This window comes from uncultured Bradyrhizobium sp., from assembly GCF_964252615.1.
Classification (GTDB): Bacteria; Pseudomonadota; Alphaproteobacteria; order Rhizobiales; family Xanthobacteraceae; genus Bradyrhizobium.
On sequence record NZ_CAXUNQ010000006.1, the window covers coordinates 167,661 to 186,926 of the forward strand.

A 19,266-nucleotide genomic window follows, 5' to 3' on the forward strand; every position below is an offset into this window, starting at 1 on the left:
GTCGTTGGAGGTACTTGCTGGTTAGAAACGTTAGGTCAGCGGACGGTTTCGTCCTCGGTGGAGATCACGCAGACCTCCGAAGGATTCTTGCCGCTGCAATCCACGACCTGCTGTCGCACGATCATCGAGCCGGTCTCATGCTGGCCGCGGGGTGCGGCATTCTGGCTGGACAGCGAAGCAAGGGTGCAGATCGCGCCGAGCGGGATGATGAAAAAGCGGAAGGAGGGTTTCAGCATTGTCGTCGTCCCGTTTGGCGTCTCGTTAAAGATTGGTTTACCCGCCAATTTTTTCCGCTTGATGTCGTCAATTGTTTCATTGGTTTCGTGGCGTCGATTTGGCGAGCAGGCTATGGCCCGCTTTTAAGGCAATAATCGCGACTAACTAATTGATTATGCATGAATTCTTGACTCATGCCGCAATATTCTCGACGCCGGCGCCCTTGAGCAGGTCGGCCAGTTGCTTGCGGGCATAAAACATCCGGGTCTTTACGGTACTCTGTGGAATGCCGATGATCTCGCCGGCCTCTTCAACCGACTTCTCATGGTAATAGACGAGATTGATGATCTCGCGGTGGGCCGGGGACAGCTTGGCGACGCAAGCACGCAGGATAGCGCTAGTGTTGCTGCGGTCGAGCGACGCTTCCGGGGTGTCCGCCTCATCGGCGATTTCAAGCACGTCTTCCTGGTCGATATCCTCGTGCCGGCGCTGGCGCAGCGCCGTCAGGGCTTTAAAGCGGGCAATCGACAGCAGCCAGGTCGAAACCTGCGCCCGGCCCTGGAACTGGCCGGCGGTGCGCCAGACGTCCAGGAAAACCTGGCTGACCAGATCTTCCGCGGTGGTGGTGTCGCGGACCATGCGAAGGATGAACCGGTAAACCCGCACATTGTGACGGGAGTACAAGATGTGCATCGCGGTCCTGTCGCCTTCGGCAATACCTTCCAGCAGCATCTCGTCCGAGGTCGCCTGGGCGGCAAGGATGCCTTGGCGTGCGGCGGCGCTGATGGCGATCACGTTCTGCATGATAGTCTCCCGTTATTCACCGCCTGGGCGGTTTTTGTTGGGAGAACTGTTAATCGGCGCGCGTTTCAAGATGTCTGCGCGAAAAGCCCAAAATGGTTTCATCCTGGAAAGATTTGTTTCGTCGCCGTCCTGCCGATGAAACAATCGTGGTCAAAACACCAATAATTTGAATTAGATGGCTCGATTTTGTATCAGGATTTTTCGCCGGCGGGTGAGAACAGATAGCCACCGCCCCTGATCGTGCGGATCACCGCCGGCCGTGTCGGATCCGGCTCGATCTTGCGCCGGATTCGCATAATCCGCAAATCTACGGCGCGATCGAATGCCTCGCTGTCGCGCGCATTGGCCAATTCCAGCAGCCGTTCGCGCGACAGCACGCGTTTCGGATTAGCGGCGAAAACCTTGAGCAGGCCGAATTCGGACGCCGTCAGCGGGTGTTCGTTGCCTTCGTCGTCACGCAGGGCCTGTGCTTCGAGGTCGAGCCATTTGGTGCCGAACCGCACCAGCTGATCCTTGGCCGCCTTCTCCGCGGCTGATTCCGGTGCGGCGGCCGGGGTTTGCCTGGCCGGAGCGCTTCGCCGCAGCACCGAACGGATGCGCGCCATCAATTCGCGCAGTTCGCAGGGCTTGGCAATGTAGTCGTCGGCGCCGAGTTCAAGGCCGACGACCCGGTCGATCGGGCTCGCGGTAGCAGTGAGCATGATCACCGGCACATTAATGCGGCTCTTGAGGTCGCGGATGATGGAAAGGCCGTCTTCCTCCGGCATATTCAGATCGAGCACCACCAGATCTGGTACGCCGATGTCGATCGCGCTGCGCAGGCTTTTGCCGCCGTCGCACAGCGTGATGGTGAAGCCGTGCATTCTCAGATAGTCGCCGACCATTTCGCGGGCCGGCGCTTCGTCGTCGACAATGATGATGTGGGGGCTCTGGCTCATGTCAGGATACGGCCGTCGCGGGCAATACGATGGCGAAGGTCGAACCTTGTCCCGGCCCGGGACTGTCGGCGGTGACCTTGCCGCCATGCATGTCGATGATGCGTTTGACGATGGAAAGGCCGAGCCCGGTCGAACTTTCGCCGGCGGTCGGTTTTGCCGAGAGCCGCTGAAAACGGCCGAACAGGCGTCCGAGATCCTCCGGTGACAGGCCCGCGCCTTCGTCGGTGATGCGGATGATGGTGTGGACGTCGTCGTGGGTCACCAGCAGTGCAATCTTGCCGCCGATCGGGCTGTACTTGATGGCGTTGCTGATCAGATTGTCGATCGCTTCCCGTATCCGGTCTGAATCGCACATCGTAAAACGATCCGGCAGCGCCGAAACCGTGATGACCTGCTGTTTGTTCATGGCCGAAGGCTTGTTCGCTTCCGCGACTTCGCTCACCAAGGCTGCGATATCGACCGGTTCGCGGCGGATGGTGATGTCGAAGGCGTCGGCCATGGCGTCGGAAATCAGGTGGTCGACCATCGACGTGAGGCGCTTGGTGGCGTCGCGGATGTGTTCGACCTGTGTGGTGACGCTTTCCTTGGAGGCGCTTGCCCCGATCAGTTCCGTCAGCATTTCGGTACGGCCCAGGATAACGCCGAGCGGATTTTTCAGGTCATGCGCCACGGTCCCAAGAATTTCATTCTTGAAGCCGTTGGCGCGCTGCAACCGCAGCCACTGCGCCGAAAGCCGACGATTAGCCTGCATCAGCGCGCGGGTGCGCTGCGCGACGCGATCCTCGAGCTGGGTGTTGGCCTCATTCAGCTGCTGGTAGAGAATGACATTGTCGAATGCGATCGAAAGCCGGCTGCCGAAGATTTCCACCAGCGACCTATCGGTGTCGGACAATTGCCGTTCCGACTGCAGCAGCACCACGACTTCGCGTCCGCTGCCGGTTCTGACGTAGAGAACGCTGCGATGGTCGGCGAACTCATGCTTGCGGCGGAGAAAGGCTGCTTCCACCATGTGCCGCAGGTCGGTATCGAGAGATCGCGAGCCGGCGGCGCCGATGAAGCGGCTGTAGCAGCCGGATCCGGCCAGCACCGAAAAATCGTCGCCGGAGGTGCCGCCGTCACGCAACACCAGGATTCCGGCACAATCGACATTCAGCAATGACGCGATCTGCGTCAGCACGCCTTCGGCAAGACGTTGCATCGATTTGAAATCGTACAGCGTCGAAGCGGCGTCGATGATGATTTCGAGGCCGCGCCGGGTCTGCACCATGCGTTCGAGTTGCTGATAGCTGCGCAACGCAGCGGTCAGGGACGTGAATAGCTTGTCGGCGGTCAGTTCGGTTTTGGCTTTGTAGTCGTTGATGTCGTAGTCGACGATGACGCGGCGTTCGGGCGCCTGTCCGGGTTGTCCGGTGCGCAGAATGATGCGAACGGTTTCGTTTTTGATCTCGTTGCGGATGAATTCGACCAGATCGAGGCCCGCCGCATCGGTTTCCATGATGACGTCGAGCAGCACGGCCGCGATGTCGGGGTGCGCGCGCATCAACGTCCGGCCCTCGGCGGCGGAATACGCCGACAGGATTTCGAGGGTCTGTCCGTTGAGATTGTAATCGCTCAGCGCAAAGCGCGTGCCCTCATGAACGGCGTGGTCGTCGTCGATCACGGCGACCTTCCACTTGCGCGCGGTGGACGCCTCCGGAACGCGGCCCGAATCTTCGATTAGTTGGAGGACATCGTCCTGGTCGGCCATTGCGTGGTCCCGTGGCTTTCTGTGGCAGTGTCTGTCGAACCGCGCCTGGCGGCGCGCGGCATGATAATGCGAAACGTGGTGCCTTGTCCCAGCCTTGACTCGAGCATCATCCGTCCGCCGAGCTGCTGGGTTACGAGATTATAGACGATATGCAGGCCGAGACCGGTGCCGCCCTCATTACGGCGCGTGGTGAAGAAGGGATCGAATGCCTGTCGCTGCACGTCCGGGGTCATTCCGGCGCCATTGTCGGCAAAAATGATCTCAATGTCATCATTGCCGCGCGGCCTGGCCGAAATGGCGATAGCCCCTGATCGCCCGTCGGGAAACGCGTGATTTGCGGCATTGAGGAACAGATTTGTCAAAATCTGCCCATAGGAGCCGGGAAAACCGTCAACCACGAGGCCCTCGGGCACATCCACTGACAAGGTAATCGTCGACCTCTTCAGCACCGGCCTCAGGCTGGCAATGATCTGATCGGTGGCTTCGCTGAGGTTGAATTGCCGGCGTTCCGCATGGGAGCGGTCCACCGCGACCTGCTTGAAGGACTGGATCAGCTCGGCAGCGCGATGCAGGTTCGCCACCAGTTGCTGCGAGGCGTCGCGGGAACTGCGGACGAATTCCTCGAGTTGCGATCGACGCAACGGCGTGCCGGCTCTCATCTCGGCATCAAACTGATCGGTGCGGCGGGCAAAACTCGATGCCACGGTCAAACTGATGCCGATCGGATTGTTCACCTCGTGAGCGACCCCGGCGACCAGACCGCCCAGCGCCGCCAGTCGTTCGGCATCGATCAGGTTTTGCTGGGCGGCGTTCAATTCCAGCAGCGCGGACTCGGCCTTTTCCTTGGATGTCCGCAGCCCGTCTTCCGCATCGCGCTTGGCAATGGCGTTTTCGCGGAACACCTCGACCGCCCGCGCCATTGCGCCGACTTCGTCCTTGGCGTCGGTGCCCGGCACCTGACGATCGTAATCGCCCGACCTGATCGCCCGCATCGACGTCATGATCTGCTGCAGGGGCAATCGGATGCTCAGCGCGATGATGACTCCTGCAGTGATGATGACGGCCAGGAACAACAGCGCGATCGACAGCACCCTGTGGGCGATATTGCTCAGCGTCCGGTCGAATGTCGCTTGGGCCTTCTGTTCGCGCTGCCGCATCTTGACCGACAGTCCATCGATGGCGCCGATCGTATCGGCCTGGCTAGCGTCGATGGAGTTGCGCAGCAGGTCGGTGCGGCTGGCGAGTTGTTCGGACAATTTGGCAAGACCCTCGCGCAGCGCCACGGTTCGCGTCTTCAATCGCTGCAGCGCCAGCCGCTGCAGGTCGTTATCGGCAAGGTCGGTCATCACCGGAATGGTTTTTTCGATGGTCTCGGTATTTCTGCGCGCATCCTCAGCGGAATTCGTCGACACCGAAAGATAATAGGCATTGGCGGCGACCAGCATAGCCGTAAACGCCTCGCGGGATTTTCCGAGCGACGGCCAGATCAAGGCGTCACGATGGCCGGTCGCTCCCTCGATGATCGAATAGAGCCCGGCCATGTCTTTGGCCGGCTTTAAAACGTCGTCTTCGTAGGTTTTCGCAATCGTCGCCTGCACGGCGCGCAGTTCGCCAAAGCCATTGAGGAAGCGTTCGGTGACGCGTTCCAGTTCCTCCACCGAGCCGGACAGCATCGGGTCGGTGGATGCGCGGGTAGTCAGCGTGCCGAGCACCGCTTCGCGCAGCAGCAGGATCTCCGCAAACAGTTCCGGACTCGGCTGGTTGATGTAACGATGGATCAGGTTCTGCAGACGGCCGGTTTCGCTTTCCAGCAGCGCCAGGATTTTGTCCGACTCGCGCACCTGGCGCACGTCGTCCCAGGCTGAACCGAGAACCTGCGCACCGCTCCAGATCATGCCGGCGAGCACCAACACAACCAGCGAATTCAACGCGGCGATCGACAGGATTCGCCAACGGATCGGAACCGAGCGAACCAGTCCGACGATGCCGACCCGGCCGCGCGCGGCGAAGCCCGCCGGCGGTTCCGTCGCTTCATGCTGCCGGGCTGTCACCAAGGCCAACTCACTCCACCATACGAATTCGGTCGATCAGTTCGGCGGTCGCGGGATCGCGCCGCGCTTTTGCGTAGATTCCTGCCATGGCGGCTTCGAACGGCTTACGGTCGAAATCGGTCACGATGGTCACCCCGGCAACTTCTGCCTGCTGCCGCGAACGTTGCTCGAGGTCTTTCCATCGGGCACGCATGAACAGATTGGACTGCATCGCGGCATCGCGAAAAAGCTTCCGGTCATCGTCTGACAGGCTCTCCCAGGCCTTTCGCGACATCACCAGTACTTCGGGGCTCATGGTGTGCTCGGTAAGGGTGTAATAGCCGGCGAATTTATAATGATCGGTAGTGACAAAGGATGGCCAGTTATTCTCTGCGCCGTCGATCAGCTTCGTCGCGAGTCCGGTGATGACTTGACCATAGGGAAGCTCGACCGATTCCGCACCCAATGCCCTGACCATCTCCGACATCTGCTGCGATTGTTGTACGCGCAACCGCATGCCCTTCATATCGGAAAGGGTACGAATGGGCCGGACGCTGTTGTAGATCGAACGCGCGCCGGAATCGTAAAACGCCAGGCCAACAAATCCATAGGGCTCGAAGCTGTTCAGGATTTCGGCGCCGATCGGTCCGTCCAGGACCTTTTGCAGATGCTCGATGGAGCGAAACAGGAACGGCATTGCCAGCACATTCATAGCCGGTACGAAGTTGCCGATCAGCGCCCCGTTGGTGCGATTGAGATCGATCGCGCCTGCACGCGTCTGCTCGATGGTTTCCTTCTCTTCGCCGAGCTGCCGGGAATGGAACACACGAAAATGGTCGCGTCCACCGCTTCGCTCGGCGATCAAGCTGCCCATAAAGCGCAGCGCCTGCACCGTCGGATAGTCCTCGGCCTGGGTATCGGCAGCGCGGAATTCCCGTGCAAACGCAATCGCCGACGCCGCGGTCAACCACAGCGCAGTCACGATGGTTGCGATCCGCTGAACGGAGCGGCTGGACACAGGCAACATCCCCCTATGATGGAGTCGGCTTTCTGGTGAAAAGGTTCAGACAAGCTTAGCAGAACCGAACCGGAGATGGCTATCCGGAACGTCCTCGTTGCCCGGGATTGCAATAGGGCAGCGTGAAGTGGTTTACCGATTGAATCCGCCGCCGCGGGGTTTTATGAGAAGCGCGGCACGGACGTATCTCGGCTGTGTGGCAGTTTGGAATGGTTTTATTGTGAAGTCGGCCTTTAGATTCGTCACCCTGGCGGCAATGATCGCGCTGGTCGCGGCTTCGCCCGCTTATGCGGTTACTGACATCATGTGGTGGCACGCGATGTCGGGCCAACTCGGCCGCCAATTGGAAAAGCTCGCAACCGATTTCAACGCAACGCAATCCGAATTTCGTATCGTGCCGAGCTACAAGGGCAATTACACCGAGACCGTGACGGCCGCCATCTTCGCGTTCCGCTCGCGGGGCCAGCCGGCGATCGTACAGGTCAACGAGATCGCCACAGCGACCATGATGGCCGCCAAGGGGGCGACGTACCCGGTTTTCGAATTGATGCGGGACGAGGCCGAAGCGTTTTCCCCGACCGCTTATCTGCCTGCCGTCACCGGCTACTACACCGATATGGCGGGCAACATGCTGTCGTTCCCGTTCAATGCCTCGACCCCGATTCTGTACTACAACAAGGACCTGTTCCGCGCCGCCGGTCTCGATCCGGAGATGGCGCCCAGGACATGGCCCGAGGTCGGTGCCGCGGCGAAACGGCTGCGCGCCGCGGGTGCTGCCTGCGGTCTTACCACGGCTTGGCCGTCATGGGTCCACATCGAGAATTTTCTGGCGTTCCACAACCTGCCGATTGCGACCAAGGCCAACGGTCTCGGCGGACTTGACGCGGTGCTGACGCTCAACAATCCGTTGACGGTTCGCAATATCGCGCAGCTTGCGCAGTGGCAGACCACGAAAGTGTTCGACTACAGTGGGCGCGCCACGGCGGCGGAACCGCGATTCCAGAACGGCGAATGTGCAATCTTCATTGGCTCCTCGGCGACGCGCGCCGATATCCGCGTCAATTCGAAATTCGAAATCGGCTACGGCATGCTGCCGTACTGGCCGGACGTCGAAGGCGCGCCGCAGAACACCATCATCGGCGGCGCGACGCTATGGGTGCTGCGGGACCGGCCGCGCTACGAATACAAGGGGGTTGCGAGATTTTTTGCGTTTCTGTCAAAGCCGGAGGTTCAGGCTGCGTGGCATCAGAACACCGGTTATCTGCCGATCACCCGCGCGGCATTCGACCTTACCCGTGCGCAGGGCTTTTACGACCGCAATCCAGGTGCTGCGATCTCGATCGAACAGATGACGCTGAAGCCGCCGACGGAAAATTCCAAGGGCCTGCGGCTGGGATCGTTCGTGCTGATCCGCGATGTGATCGAGGACGAACTGGAACAGGCTTTCAGCGGCAAGAAATCCGCGCAAGCTGCGCTGGATTCCGCGGTCGAGCGCGGCAACCGGCTGCTGCGTCAGTTCGAACGCGCCAATCCCGACCGGTAGTCGCCGCCCAACGCGCTGCTGCTATCTCACCGAAAACCGCACCGGCACCGTAAAGCTCATCGATGCCTGCTTGAGTTCCGGCGGAATTGGCGGAAACGGCTGGGCGCGACGTATCATCGCCAACGTCTCGTTGTCGAGCGTCGGATGGCCGGACGATCCGGCAATCCGGCTGCCCAGCACCTGACCGCCGCGGCCGAGCGTGAAGCTCAGACGTGACGTACCCTGTTCGCCGCCCGGGGGATATTGCTTGAAGCGCTGCAGATGCGCGGCCACACGCTGGTTGTAGGACGCAAGCGCTGCCGCGGCAGTGACCGCGCTCACGCCCGCGGTCGCCGGCGAAGCCGATGGTGCCTGCCGCTCCGCCTTGGGCGCGGCGCTGGTGCGCGGCGCCGGCGGCGCATCGGCGGGTTTTTTCCGCTCGGCGCGAACCGGGGCCGGCTTCTTCACCGGCACAACTTTCGGACGATCCGGAGTGATGTTGGGCTCGGGATTCAGCGGTACGGGCCGGACGTTCTGCTCGGGTTGCGCTTCCACAATGGGCTTGTCTTGCGGGAGTGTCGGTGCGAGCTGTTCCTGAACCGCTTCCTGCGTCGGAGCTACGGGTAGAGGCGGTGTGTCGGCCTGCTGCATCGCTGGCCCTGGAGCAAGATCAAGCGGCTGCGTGATGGGGGCCGACGGGGAAGGCGCGAGGTCGATCATGATGCTCGGGAGTGCGGCGCCCGGTGGCAGCGCGTGCGTGTACCAGGCCATGCCCAGCGCGATCAACGCGGCATGCGCGGCAACAACGATCGCTGCCGATGCGCTCCAGCGGACCATCCCCTGATCATCTGTATCGTGCAGCGCAAAGGCATTCATTTCGAATCGCTTCGCCCGTCGAGGCCGACCAGCGCTACCTTTAGATACCCGGCGTTGCGCAACAGGTTCATCACCTCCATCAGGTCGCCGTAGCTGACCGCCTTGTCGGCGCGCAAGTAGATGCGCTCGTCCTTGCGTCCCCTGGTCGCGGTGTCCAGGCTGCCGGTCAGCGTCTCGCGTGCGACGGCATCCTCGCCGACCGCGATGGTGAGATCCGGCTTCACCGTGACGAACACCGGCTTGTCCGGTCGCGGCTGAGGCTCGGCCGCGCTCGCCGGCAGATCGACGCCGAGATCGACGGTGGCCAGGGGAGCAGCCACCATGAAGATGATCAGCAGCACCAGCATCACGTCGATGAACGGCGTGACGTTGATCTCATGGGCTTCGACGAGATCATCGTCCGCTCGGGCGCGGCCACCCAATCGCGAGCCCAGTCTCGCTCCCATGATCTACTCCGCCGCCCGCACGATGCGCGGGGCCTGGCCGGCGTCCCGGCTTCCCTGGCGGCTGATGAGAAGCAATACCTGGGCGGAGGCGTCGCCGAGCAGCGCGCGATAGGCCGCGATCGACCGCGTCAAATGATTGTAGATCACCACCGCCGGGATCGCGGCGACCAGGCCCAGCGCGGTGGCCAGCAAGGCCTCGGCGATACCGGGCGCGACCACGGCGAGATTTGTCGTATGCGCCTCGGAGATGCCGATAAAGGCGTTCATGATGCCCCACACGGTGCCGAACAGCCCGACGAAGGGCGCCACGGCGCCGATGGTGGCAAGTAGGCCGGTGCCAACGGCGATCCGCCGCGACATCGCGGCCTCGACCCGTTCCAGCCGGAGCGCGATGCGCTCCGTGAAGCCGTCGTCGACGATGCCGCCGGACAAATTCGCTTCCCGCGCCGCGGACTGCACGATTTGCGCGACGGCGTCGCTGCCATCGACGCTGCCGCGATCGACATCGGCCAGTGTGGTGTCGCTCTCGAGTATGCGGAGGCGGCGTTTGGCGGTCGTGGTTGCGCGGCGAAGCTCGATGGTTTTCGCCAGCCATACGGTCCACGTTATCAGCGACGCCAAGGCCAGTCCGAGCATCACCGCCTTCACGACGATGTCGGCGTTCAAAAACATGCCCCATGGCGACAGGTTGCGCGGCAGCAGCGCGGTGTCATCGGCCGCGCGGGCGGCTTGCGGGATTGCCACGAATGCCAGCATGACAGCCGCGCGCATTGCGGAGGCAACTCGCTTTGCACATAAATTCTGCATCTTCATGACGGACGATCCAGCTTTCGATCCGAAACTCATTGTGTCGCGACAGTCCACTCTTACCATGCGTTGTCGGGCTTCCGCATGATCACAGCGGTCAATACATCCCTATGTCGCCGCGCGCCGCTCAAGAAAAGAGCATCTAGAATACTTGCCTTATGGATAGGCAAAGCCGCCGCTTTGTATGCAATGTGAATTGCTGATCAGGAGTCGAATATCATCCTCGGCTGCCAGGTAAATTTTAGCATGATCATGTACTTAGTGTCCTATCAGGTTTTCATTAAGGTTTGGCACGAACCTTGCGAAGCTCAGTTCCAACGCCGTTGTTCCTCTGCCGTTGGAGCTCCCTATGAAACGTCGAGATTTCCTAAAGTCCGTGTCCGGGCTTGCGGCCGGAGCCATGGTGCCAGCGCCTGCGATCTGGTCGGCCGCGAAGGCGGATGCCCGTTCCGAGACCCTGCTGATCGTATCCGAAGGCGGCCCCAACAATCTCGACATCCATGGCGTCGGCACCAACGTTCCCGGCTACGAAGTATCTTGGAATTGCTATGACCGCCTGATCAGCCACGAGATGAAAAGCGGTCCTGGCGGGGTTCCGTATTACGACCGCGACAAGTTCAAGCCCGAACTCGCCGAGGACATGAATGTCGGCGACATGTCGGTGACCTTCAAGCTGAAGAAGAACGCAAAATTTCACGATGGCGCGCCGGTGACGGCGAAAGACGTAAAATGGTCGTTCGATCGCGCGGTCAGCGTCGGCGGGTTTCCAACCTTCCAGATGAGCGCGGGCTCGCTCACAAAGCCGGAACAATTCGTCATCGTAGACGACAACACGATGCGGGTGGACTTTGCCAGGAAAGATCGGCTGACGATTCCCGATCTCGCGGTAATCGTCCCATGCGTGGTCAATTCCGAACTGGTGAAGAAGAGCGCCAGCGAGAAGGATCCCTGGGGTCTTGAATACACCAAGCAGCAGACCGCGGGGTCCGGCGCGTACCGGGTAACGAAGTGGACCGCCGGCACCGAAGTGGTCATGGAGCGCAACGACGAATGGGTCGCCGGCCCGATGCCCAGAATCAAGCGCGTGATCTGGCGCATGGTGCCGCAGGCCGGCAACCGCCGCGCGCTGCTGGAGCGCGGCGATGCCGATATCTCCTACGAATTGCCCTACAAGGATTTCCAGGAACTGAAGGCCGCCGGCAAGCTCGACATCGTCTCGTTGCCGTTCTCCAACGGCATCCAATATATCGGCATGAACGTCACCAGGCCGCCATTCGACAATCCGAAAGTGCGCCAGGCGGTGGCCTACGCCATTCCGTATCAGAAAATCATGGACGCGGTACTGTTCGGCCTTGCCAATCCAATGTACGGCGCGCCCGCGAACAAGGCCACCGAGGTTGCCTGGCCGCAGCCGACCAAGTTCTTCACCGACATGGAGAAGGCCAAGGCGCTGCTGGCCGAGGCCGGCTACCCCAACGGGTTCGAATCCACGATTTCATTCGATTTGAATTTCGCCGGCGTCAACGAGCCGCTTTGCGTGCTGGTGCAGGAGAGCTTGGGACAAATCGGCATCAAGACCACGATCAACAAAATTCCTGGTGCCAATTGGCGAACCGAGCTGAACAAGAAGGAGATGCCGCTCTACACCAATGTGTTCTCGGGCTGGCTCGATTATCCGGAATATTTTTTCTATTGGTGCTATCACGGCAACAATTCCGTCTTCAACACCATGAGCTACAAGTCGCCGGAGATGGACAGACTGATCGACGGTGCGCGCAACGCCGCCGCAAGCGGCGACACGGCGACCTACGATTCCGACGTGAAAAACTTCGTCGATCTCGCCTTCACCGACATCCCCCGTATTCCGCTGTATCAGCCCTACGTCAACGTCGCGATGCAGAAGAACATCTCCGGCTATCAATACTGGTTCCACCGCCGGCTCGATTACCGCGCGCTGGTGAAGGCGTAAGCGGGCGATGATGTTGCTCGCGGTGTTGGCAACGTCTTCAACAGTTGTCCCCGCAACGGCAGGGGTCCCTGCGCCGTGTGCTGCGCGGGGACGACTCGTGGGAGCGCCCCTGCCATGCTGACCATGATCGGCAAGCGGCTGATGTTCGCGATCCCGAGCCTGATCGGGGTGGTGATAGTGACGTTCCTGCTGACCCGCGCGCTGCCCGGCGATCCGGCGGCGTATTTCGCCGGTCCCGCGGCGGGAAAGGAAGCGGTCGAGCAGATCCGCAAGAAGCTCGGCCTCGACAAGCCGCTGATCGAACAGTTCTTCCGGTATACGGCCGATCTCTCCCATGGCGATTTCGGCACTTCGCTAACCACCGGCCAGCCGGTAGCGACCGAAATTCGCAACCGCTTGCCCGCTTCCGCTGAATTGACGCTGCTCGGCCTCATCGTCTCGATCGTGATTGCGATACCGCTCGGCATCCTCGCTGCTACAAGACCCGGTTCGTGGATCGATCATCTCTGCCGTGTGACCACGACCGCGGGCGTTTCCCTGCCGGTGTTTTTTACCGGCCTGGTGCTGGTCTACATTTTCTATTTCAAGCTCGGATGGTCACCGGCGCCGCTCGGGCGTCTCGACGTGTTCTACAGCGCGCCGCCGGCGGTGACCGGCTTCTATCTGATCGACGCCCTGATCGGGCGCGATTTCGAGACCTTTCGCTCCGCGCTCAATCAGTTGATTCTGCCGGCGATGACGCTGGCGATCTTTTCGCTGGCGCCGATCGCACGCATGACCCGTGCCTCGATGCTGGCGGTACTCGCCTCCGATTTCGTGCGCAGCGCACGCGCCAGCGGGTTATCGCCGTCCACCGTGATCGTGACCTACGCCTTCCGCAACGCCATGCTTCCCGTCGTCACCACGCTCAGCATGGTGTTCTCGTTCCTGCTCGGCGCCAACGTCCTGGTTGAAAAAGTGTTCTCCTGGCCCGGCATCGGCTCCTACGCCGTGGAAGCCTTGATCTCGTCCGACTTCGCGCCGGTGCAGGGTTTCGTGCTGACCATGGCGGTGATGTATGTCCTGCTTAATCTGATGATCGATATTCTGTATGGCGTGATCGATCCAAGAGTAAGATTAGAAGGGTGAAGCTGGAAAGATGAGCATCGTCGCCCCGCCCCTCGTCGAGACAACCGGGCCCGCACGCACCTCGGGTCTCGCCGCAATCTTCGAGCATATCCGTTATGTGCTCGGCGAAAACCGCGTTACCGCGTTCGCGTTCGGATTGCTGATCGTGATCGTATTCGCAGCGCTGTTTGGTCCCTATGTGGTGCCCTACGATCCGCTCGCGTCCGATACCGCGGCAGCGCTGAAGCCGCCTTCGGCCGCGCACTGGTTCGGCACCGATCAGCTCGGCCGCGATATCTTCAGCCGCGTCATCGTGGCGACCCGGCTCGATACCTTTATCGCGGTGGCGTCGGTGGTGCTGGTGTTCCTGATGGGCGGCCTTGCCGGCATCGCCGCCGGATATTTCGGCGGCTGGACCGACCGCGTCGTCGGGCGCATCGCCGACACCATCATGGCGTTTCCGCTGTTCGTGCTGGCGATGGGCATCGTGGCCGCGCTCGGCAACACCGTGCAGAACATCATCATCGCGACTGCGATCGTGAATTTTCCGCTTTATGCCCGCGTCGCCCGCGCCGAAGCCAATGTCCGTCGCGGCGCCGGCTTCGTGCAGGCGGCGCGGCTGTCCGGCAATGGCGAATCCAGGATCCTGCTGGTGCACATCCTGCCCAACATCATGCCGATCATGATCGTGCAGATGTCGCTTACCATGGGCTACGCGATTCTGAATGCGGCTGGATTGTCCTTCATCGGGCTCGGTGTACGGCCGCCGACCGCCGAATGGGGCATCATGGTCGCGGAGGGCGCCGGTTTCATGGTGTCCGGCGAGTGGTGGATCGCGCTGTTTCCCGGCCTCGCGCTGATGATCGCCGTGTTCTGCTTCAACCTGCTCGGCGACGGCCTGCGCGATATCGTCGATCCGCAGCGGCGGACATAAGGATGGACAAAGCCTCCTCCAATTCGATCGTCATTGCCGGGCTCGACCCGGCAATCCAGCAATCTTCGCGAGAATCTTTTTTAGGGCGGATGGACCCCCGGGTCGAGCCCGGGAGTGACGAAACCTTTGTGGAATTACGCCGATGACCGCCCAGCCCCTGCTCGACGTCAGCGATCTCACCGTCGAATTCGCCACGCGGCGCGGCATCGTCAAGGCCGTGCAGCATGTCAACATTTCCGTGGCGAAGGGCGAGACACTGGGAATTGTCGGCGAATCCGGCTCCGGCAAGTCGGTGACCTCCTACGCGGTGATGCGGATTCTCGATCGCGCCGGCAAGATCGCCGAGGGCTCGGTTGTCTTCTCCGGCATCGACGTCAAGGGTGCCACCGAAAACCAGATGCGCGATCTGCGCGGCCGCGAAATCTCGATGATCTTCCAGAATCCCCGCGCGGCACTCAACCCGATCCGGAAAGTGGGTGACCAGATCGAGGACGTGTTGCGCCAGCACGTGCAGCAGTCGACGACCAACGACCGCGGAGAGAAGGCGATCGAGGCGCTGGAGGCTGTCAAGATCGCGCGTCCGCGCGAGCGTTACCACGCCTATCCGTTCGAACTGTCCGGCGGTATGTGCCAGCGCGTGGTGATCGCGCTGGCGCTGGCCTGCAATCCGCAGCTTCTGATCGCCGACGAGCCGACCACCGGCCTCGACGTCACCACACAGAAGGCGGTGATGGACCTGATCGTCGAGCTTACCAGACGCCGGGGCATGTCGACCATTCTGATCACCCACGATCTCGGATTGGCGGCAGCCTATTGCGACCGCGTGGTGGTGATGGAAAAAGGTCGCGTGGTCGAAACCGCGCTGTCGGCGGATATTTTCGCAAGGCCGGAGCATGCTTATACGAAGAAGCTGATGCGGGCCACGCCGCGGCTCGGGGTGTCGCTGCGGGACTTGTTGCCGGAGCAGGAGACCGCCTCCGTCATGGCCGGGTTTGATCCGGCCATCCATCCGTTTTCGCAAGACTGTCCTTCAAAAGGGATGGGCCCCGGGGTCAAGCCCGGGGGTGACGATGGTGCGGGTGGCGAAGCAAAACCTCTCCTGCTTGTCGAAAAGCTGGTAAAGGAATATCCGCGGCAGGGCGCAACCGCCGTGCTGAGCAAACTATTCTCGCGCAAGCCGCCGGTCGAGCTTGAACAATTCCGCGCCGTCGACGGCATCAGTTTCAGCATAGGCCACGGCGAAAGCGTCGGCCTGGTCGGCGAATCCGGCTGCGGAAAGTCCACCACCTCGATGATGGTGATGCGGCTCCTCGACCAGACCTCGGGCCGCATCATGTTCGACGGCGAGGAGATCGGCGGTATTTTGCCCAATGCGTTCGCGCGGCTGCGGCAGCGCAAGAGTATCCAGATGGTGTTCCAGGACCCGACAGACAGCCTCAATCCGCGCTTCACCGCCGCGCGCGCCATCGCCGATCCTCTTCTGCAACTCGGCGATATCAGAGGGCGCGACGCGTTGCGCGCCCGCTGCGAGGAATTGGCAGGACTGGTCGGATTGCCGGTCCATCTGCTGGACCGGTTCCCGCATCAACTCTCCGGCGGCCAGAAAGCCCGCGTTGGTATCGCCCGCGCCATTGCGCTGCACCCCAAGCTCGTGGTGCTCGACGAGCCGACCGCGGCGCTCGATGTCTCGGTGCAGGCGGTGGTGCTGAACCTGTTGCAAGACCTCAAAGCCTCGATGGGAATGAGCTATTTATTCGTGTCGCATGATCTGAATGTGGTGCGGTTGTTATGCGATCGTGTCATTGTGATGCGGGCGGGACGAATCGTCGAGCAGGGATCGTCCGAAAGCGTGTTGGGTAATCCGCAGGATGCGTATACAAAAGAACTGCTGACGGCGATCCCGCATCCGCCGCTGCCGGTTCATTAATGGGACGTCAGTTACAACCAGACCGTCATGGCCGGGCTTGTCCCAGGCATGGCGGCGTAGAAGGCCTGCCTGATGTCCGACACCGATCCGCTTGATGACTACATCGACGCCGTCGGCAAGGCGCTGGCGCTTGCCGTCGAGGACGCCTGGAAGCCCATGGTGCGCGCCAACCTCGAGGTGTCGCTAAGGCTGGCGCGGCTGGTCGGCGAATTTCCGCTGCCCGATGAAATCGAGCCCGCCAGTGTCTTCGCAGCCTGACGTCGCAACGCAAGCCGACCGCGACTGGCTGCCGGCTTCGGAAATCGCGCATGCGGTGTTGGCGCGGAAGATGTCGGCTCTTGCCGCGACCGACGCAGCGCTGGCGCGGATCGCGGCGCACGATCCGGTACTGAATTCGTTCACCGATGTGGTCGCCGATCGCGCGCGCGCGCGGGCGCGTGCCATCGACGCCATGGTCGTTGCGGGGAAACATCTGGGTCCGCTCGCGGGCGTGCCGTTCGCGGTCAAGAACCTGTTCGACGTGCAGGGCCTGTCGACCCGCGCCGGGTCGCTGATCAATCGCGATCTCAAGCCGTCGCCGCGCGATGCTGCACTGGTTGAGCGCATGGAAGCCGCCGGTGCGGTATTGGTCGGCGCGCTCAACATGGGCGAATACGCCTACGATTTCACCGGCGAAAACGTGCACGACGGCCCGTCGCGCAATCCGCACGACCCGACGCGGATGACCGGCGGTTCGTCGGGAGGCTCCGGCGGCGCGGTCGGTGGCGGGCTGGTGCCGCTGGCATTGGGTTCGGATACCAACGGCTCGATCCGGGTACCGTCCTCGTTCTGCGGTGTTTTCGGCCTGAAGCCGACCTATGGCCGGTTATCGCGCGCGCGTTCGTTTCCATTTGTCTCGAGCCTGGATCATCTCGGACCGCTTGCGCGCAGCGTCGAGGATCTGGCGTTGGCCTATGACGCGCTGCAGGGTCCTGATGCCGAGGATGCCGCCTGCACGACGCGTCCGGCCGAGCCGGTCAGCGCAGTGCTGGCGCAGGACATCGGCGATCTTCGGATTGCGGTGGCCGGCGGTTATTTTCAACGCAACGTTTTTCCGGAAGCGAAAGAAGCGGTCGCCCGCGTCGCCAAGGCGCTCGGCAGCCCGGCCGCGATTGAAATTCCGGAGGCCGCCCGCGCCCGCGCCGCGGCCTATGTCATTACCGCAACGGAAGGCGCGTCGCTGCATCTCGACCGCCTGCGCAAGCGGCCGAACGATTTCGATCCTGCGGTACGCGACCGGCTGCTTGCGGGCGCGATGATTCCCGCGCCGTTGGTGGACCGCGCGCAAAAATTCCGCCGCTGGTATCGCGCCCAAGTGCTGGAGATTTTCAAATCGGTCGACGTGATCGTCGCCCCGGCGACGCCCGGCACCGCTCCGAAACTCGGGCAGCAAACCTTCGTGCTCGACGGGGTCGAACTGCCGGTGCGCGCCAATATCGGCATTCACACCCAGCCCATTTCCTTCATCGGCCTTCCCGTGGTCGCGGTGCCCGTTCCGCTCGATCCGATGCCGATCGGCGTGCAGATCATTGCGGCGCCGTGGCGCGAAGACATCGCGCTTCGCGTCGCCTATGCGCTGGAACGGTTGGGCGCGGTCGCCGCGCCGCGTCCAAAAGGATTTTGAGGATGGAAGTCGATCGTCCCGATGTGCTCGCCGAAGTGAGCGCGCAGTTCGAGCGTTACGAGAAAGCGCTGGTGTCAAACGACATCGCGGTGCTCGACGAATTATTCTGTCCCGACCAGCGGACGCTGCGTTACGGCGTCGGTGAAAATCTGTACGGCTATGACGAGATCATGGCGTTTCGCGCCGCGCGTTCGCCGGTCGGGCTGGGGCGTACGACTGCTCGGACGTTGATCACCACCTACGGCCGGGATACGGCGGTGGCCTCGACGCTATTTTATCGCGAGCAGCTCGCCGGCAAAGTCGGCCGGCAGATGCAGACCTGGGTGCGCTTCCCGGAAGGCTGGCGCATCGTCGCTGCCCATGTCAGCATTATCAACGAACCGCCGGATCAAAAGACATGAATCTGGACGATCTTCGGACCGATGCATCGGCCGGTCCGCCAGCTCGCTTAGAGGTGGTCGGTGGCGCCGCCCGCGCCTTGGCCGTGCCGGGCAAGATCACCCGCGCGGAGGAACTGCGCCTGCAATTGGCGGACGAAATTGTGCGCGGCGCGCTGCCGCCGGGCGCCGCACTCGACGAAACCGAGATCGCGGTGCGCTTCAACGTGTCGCGCACGCCGGTGCGCGAGGCGCTGCGCCAGCTTGCCGCCTCGGGCCTGGTCGACGCGCGGGCGCATCGCGGCGCGGTCGTGGCGCGGCCGTCGCTGGATCGGCTCACCGGGATGTTCGAGGCGATGGCGGAACTGGAAGCGTTGTGCGCCGGCCTTGCCGCGGAGCGGATGCCGGCAGTGGAACGGCAGGCGCTCGAAGCCGTGCACGAGGAATTGCGCGTGCTGAGCTATGCCGGCAATCCGGAACGGTTTCACGACGTCAACGAGCGCTTTCACAACGCGATCTATGCGGGCTCGCAGAATGGTTACATTGCCGAGATGACGCTGGCGACGCGTGTGCGGGTGCAGCCATTCCGTCGCGCCCAGTTCCGCAACCTCGGCCGTCTGGCGAAATCGCAAGCCGAGCACGACCGCGTAGTGGTCGCGATCATGCGCGGCGATCGGGTCGGCGCGGCTGCGGCCATGCGCGCGCATATCGAACTGGTACGCGGCGAATACGAACTCTACGCGGTATCGGTGTGACTCTGCCCCGGCAGAGCCGGGCCTATGTATCTCAGCGTCATGGCCGGGCTTGACCCACGTCTTTGCTCCACATCGGGAAGAAAGACGTGGATGCCCGGCACAAGGCCGGGCATGACGGCGTGTTGGCGTC

The 19,266-nt window shown here is 62.1% G+C and carries 18 protein-coding genes; 9 read left to right on the top strand and 9 right to left on the bottom strand.

Annotation, left to right across the window (positions count from 1 at the left end; all coding sequences use genetic code 11):
* Positions 1-35: 35 nt before the first annotated feature.
* From ACFE72_RS06185 to ACFE72_RS06210, 6 genes are all read right to left on the bottom strand, one after another.
* The gene (locus ACFE72_RS06185; RefSeq protein ID WP_375412183.1) at positions 36-236 is read right to left on the bottom strand and encodes a hypothetical protein; all 201 of its coding nucleotides are present in this window, start codon (positions 234-236) and stop codon (positions 36-38) included.
* Positions 237-408: 172 nt separating this feature from the next.
* Positions 409-1,020 (bottom strand): sigma-70 family RNA polymerase sigma factor, encoded by a 612-nt coding sequence (locus ACFE72_RS06190; protein ID WP_375412184.1) that lies wholly within the window; start codon positions 1,018-1,020, stop codon positions 409-411.
* A 191-nt stretch (positions 1,021-1,211) separates the two neighbouring features.
* A complete protein-coding gene (locus tag ACFE72_RS06195; RefSeq protein ID WP_375412185.1) occupies positions 1,212-1,958 on the bottom strand; it encodes a response regulator in 747 nt (248 codons plus the stop codon).
* A gap of 1 nt (position 1,959) precedes the next feature.
* A complete protein-coding gene (locus ACFE72_RS06200) occupies positions 1,960-3,705 on the bottom strand; it encodes a DUF3369 domain-containing protein (RefSeq protein ID WP_375412186.1) in 1,746 nt (581 codons plus the stop codon).
* Positions 3,675-5,756, bottom strand: a complete 2,082-nt coding sequence (locus ACFE72_RS06205; RefSeq protein ID WP_375412187.1) for an ATP-binding protein — start codon at positions 5,754-5,756, stop codon at positions 3,675-3,677. Before ACFE72_RS06205 ends, ACFE72_RS06200 begins: the two co-directional genes overlap by 31 nt.
* 10 nt (positions 5,757-5,766) lie before the next feature.
* Positions 5,767-6,762, bottom strand: coding sequence for a TRAP transporter substrate-binding protein (locus ACFE72_RS06210; protein ID WP_375412188.1), 996 nt, complete (start codon positions 6,760-6,762; stop codon positions 5,767-5,769).
* 154 nt (positions 6,763-6,916) lie between these two features.
* Between ACFE72_RS06210 and ugpB the strand changes: the two genes are divergently transcribed.
* Positions 6,917-8,296 (top strand): sn-glycerol-3-phosphate ABC transporter substrate-binding protein UgpB, encoded by a 1,380-nt coding sequence (ugpB, locus tag ACFE72_RS06215; RefSeq protein ID WP_375412210.1) that lies wholly within the window; start codon positions 6,917-6,919, stop codon positions 8,294-8,296.
* Positions 8,297-8,317: 21 nt separating this feature from the next.
* Here the strand turns inward: ugpB and ACFE72_RS06220 are convergent, their stop codons facing one another.
* Genes ACFE72_RS06220 through exbB form a run of 3 tightly spaced genes read right to left on the bottom strand, consistent with a single transcriptional unit; the run spans position 8,318 to position 10,410 of the window.
* Positions 8,318-9,112 carry a TonB family protein gene (locus tag ACFE72_RS06220; RefSeq protein WP_375412189.1) on the bottom strand — a complete coding sequence of 265 codons (795 nt, stop codon included), beginning with the start codon at positions 9,110-9,112 and terminating at the stop codon, positions 8,318-8,320.
* Positions 9,113-9,147: 35 nt separating this feature from the next.
* The gene (gene exbD / locus ACFE72_RS06225; RefSeq protein WP_375412190.1) at positions 9,148-9,597 is read right to left on the bottom strand and encodes a TonB system transport protein ExbD; all 450 of its coding nucleotides are present in this window, start codon (positions 9,595-9,597) and stop codon (positions 9,148-9,150) included.
* Positions 9,598-9,600: 3 nt separating this feature from the next.
* Complete coding sequence (exbB, locus tag ACFE72_RS06230; RefSeq protein ID WP_375412191.1) at positions 9,601-10,410, bottom strand: tonB-system energizer ExbB; 810 nt, start codon at positions 10,408-10,410, stop codon at positions 9,601-9,603.
* Between the two features lie 343 nt (positions 10,411-10,753).
* On the opposite strand from exbB, the gene ACFE72_RS06235 reads away from it, so the two are divergent.
* From ACFE72_RS06235 to ACFE72_RS06270, 8 genes are all read left to right on the top strand, one after another.
* Positions 10,754-12,373 carry an ABC transporter substrate-binding protein gene (locus ACFE72_RS06235; RefSeq protein WP_375412192.1) on the top strand — a complete coding sequence of 540 codons (1,620 nt, stop codon included), beginning with the start codon at positions 10,754-10,756 and terminating at the stop codon, positions 12,371-12,373.
* 114 nt (positions 12,374-12,487) lie between these two features.
* The gene (locus ACFE72_RS06240; protein ID WP_375412193.1) at positions 12,488-13,501 is read left to right on the top strand and encodes an ABC transporter permease; all 1,014 of its coding nucleotides are present in this window, start codon (positions 12,488-12,490) and stop codon (positions 13,499-13,501) included.
* 10 nt (positions 13,502-13,511) lie between these two features.
* Entirely contained in the window at positions 13,512-14,414 is a 903-nt protein-coding gene (locus tag ACFE72_RS06245) for an ABC transporter permease (protein WP_375412194.1), read from the top strand.
* A gap of 142 nt (positions 14,415-14,556) precedes the next feature.
* Positions 14,557-16,341 carry a dipeptide ABC transporter ATP-binding protein gene (locus tag ACFE72_RS06250; protein WP_375412195.1) on the top strand — a complete coding sequence of 595 codons (1,785 nt, stop codon included), beginning with the start codon at positions 14,557-14,559 and terminating at the stop codon, positions 16,339-16,341.
* A gap of 72 nt (positions 16,342-16,413) precedes the next feature.
* Positions 16,414-16,599, top strand: coding sequence for a DUF4089 domain-containing protein (locus ACFE72_RS06255; RefSeq protein WP_375412196.1), 186 nt, complete (start codon positions 16,414-16,416; stop codon positions 16,597-16,599).
* Between the two features lie 28 nt (positions 16,600-16,627).
* The gene (locus ACFE72_RS06260; protein ID WP_375412211.1) at positions 16,628-18,004 is read left to right on the top strand and encodes an AtzE family amidohydrolase; all 1,377 of its coding nucleotides are present in this window, start codon (positions 16,628-16,630) and stop codon (positions 18,002-18,004) included.
* 2 nt (positions 18,005-18,006) lie between these two features.
* On the top strand, positions 18,007-18,405 hold the full coding sequence (gene hpxZ, locus ACFE72_RS06265) for an oxalurate catabolism protein HpxZ (RefSeq protein WP_375412197.1): 399 nt from the start codon (positions 18,007-18,009) through the stop codon (positions 18,403-18,405).
* Positions 18,402-19,136 (top strand): GntR family transcriptional regulator, encoded by a 735-nt coding sequence (locus tag ACFE72_RS06270; RefSeq protein WP_375412198.1) that lies wholly within the window; start codon positions 18,402-18,404, stop codon positions 19,134-19,136. The genes hpxZ and ACFE72_RS06270 overlap by 4 nt, the downstream gene beginning before the upstream one ends.
* Positions 19,137-19,266 lie beyond the last annotated feature (130 nt).

Excerpts from the sequence above, each read along its gene's own strand:
- ACFE72_RS06185 (WP_375412183.1), bottom strand. The coding sequence starts at position 236 with ATGCTGAAACCCTCCTTCCGCTTTTTCATCATCCCGCTCGGCGCGATC.
- ACFE72_RS06190 (WP_375412184.1), bottom strand. The coding sequence starts at position 1,020 with ATGCAGAACGTGATCGCCATCAGCGCCGCCGCACGCCAAGGCATCCTT.
- ACFE72_RS06195 (WP_375412185.1), bottom strand. The coding sequence starts at position 1,958 with ATGAGCCAGAGCCCCCACATCATCATTGTCGACGACGAAGCGCCGGCC.
- ACFE72_RS06200 (WP_375412186.1), bottom strand. The coding sequence starts at position 3,705 with ATGGCCGACCAGGACGATGTCCTCCAACTAATCGAAGATTCGGGCCGC.
- ACFE72_RS06210 (WP_375412188.1), bottom strand. The coding sequence starts at position 6,762 with ATGTTGCCTGTGTCCAGCCGCTCCGTTCAGCGGATCGCAACCATCGTG.
- ugpB (WP_375412210.1), top strand. The coding sequence starts at position 6,917 with ATGAGAAGCGCGGCACGGACGTATCTCGGCTGTGTGGCAGTTTGGAAT.
- ACFE72_RS06220 (WP_375412189.1), bottom strand. The coding sequence starts at position 9,112 with ATGGTCCGCTGGAGCGCATCGGCAGCGATCGTTGTTGCCGCGCATGCC.
- exbD (WP_375412190.1), bottom strand. The coding sequence starts at position 9,597 with ATGGGAGCGAGACTGGGCTCGCGATTGGGTGGCCGCGCCCGAGCGGAC.
- exbB (WP_375412191.1), bottom strand. The coding sequence starts at position 10,410 with ATGAAGATGCAGAATTTATGTGCAAAGCGAGTTGCCTCCGCAATGCGC.
- ACFE72_RS06235 (WP_375412192.1), top strand. The coding sequence starts at position 10,754 with ATGAAACGTCGAGATTTCCTAAAGTCCGTGTCCGGGCTTGCGGCCGGA.
- ACFE72_RS06240 (WP_375412193.1), top strand. The coding sequence starts at position 12,488 with ATGCTGACCATGATCGGCAAGCGGCTGATGTTCGCGATCCCGAGCCTG.
- ACFE72_RS06245 (WP_375412194.1), top strand. The coding sequence starts at position 13,512 with ATGAGCATCGTCGCCCCGCCCCTCGTCGAGACAACCGGGCCCGCACGC.
- ACFE72_RS06250 (WP_375412195.1), top strand. The coding sequence starts at position 14,557 with ATGACCGCCCAGCCCCTGCTCGACGTCAGCGATCTCACCGTCGAATTC.
- ACFE72_RS06255 (WP_375412196.1), top strand. The coding sequence starts at position 16,414 with ATGTCCGACACCGATCCGCTTGATGACTACATCGACGCCGTCGGCAAG.
- hpxZ (WP_375412197.1), top strand. The coding sequence starts at position 18,007 with ATGGAAGTCGATCGTCCCGATGTGCTCGCCGAAGTGAGCGCGCAGTTC.
- ACFE72_RS06270 (WP_375412198.1), top strand. The coding sequence starts at position 18,402 with ATGAATCTGGACGATCTTCGGACCGATGCATCGGCCGGTCCGCCAGCT.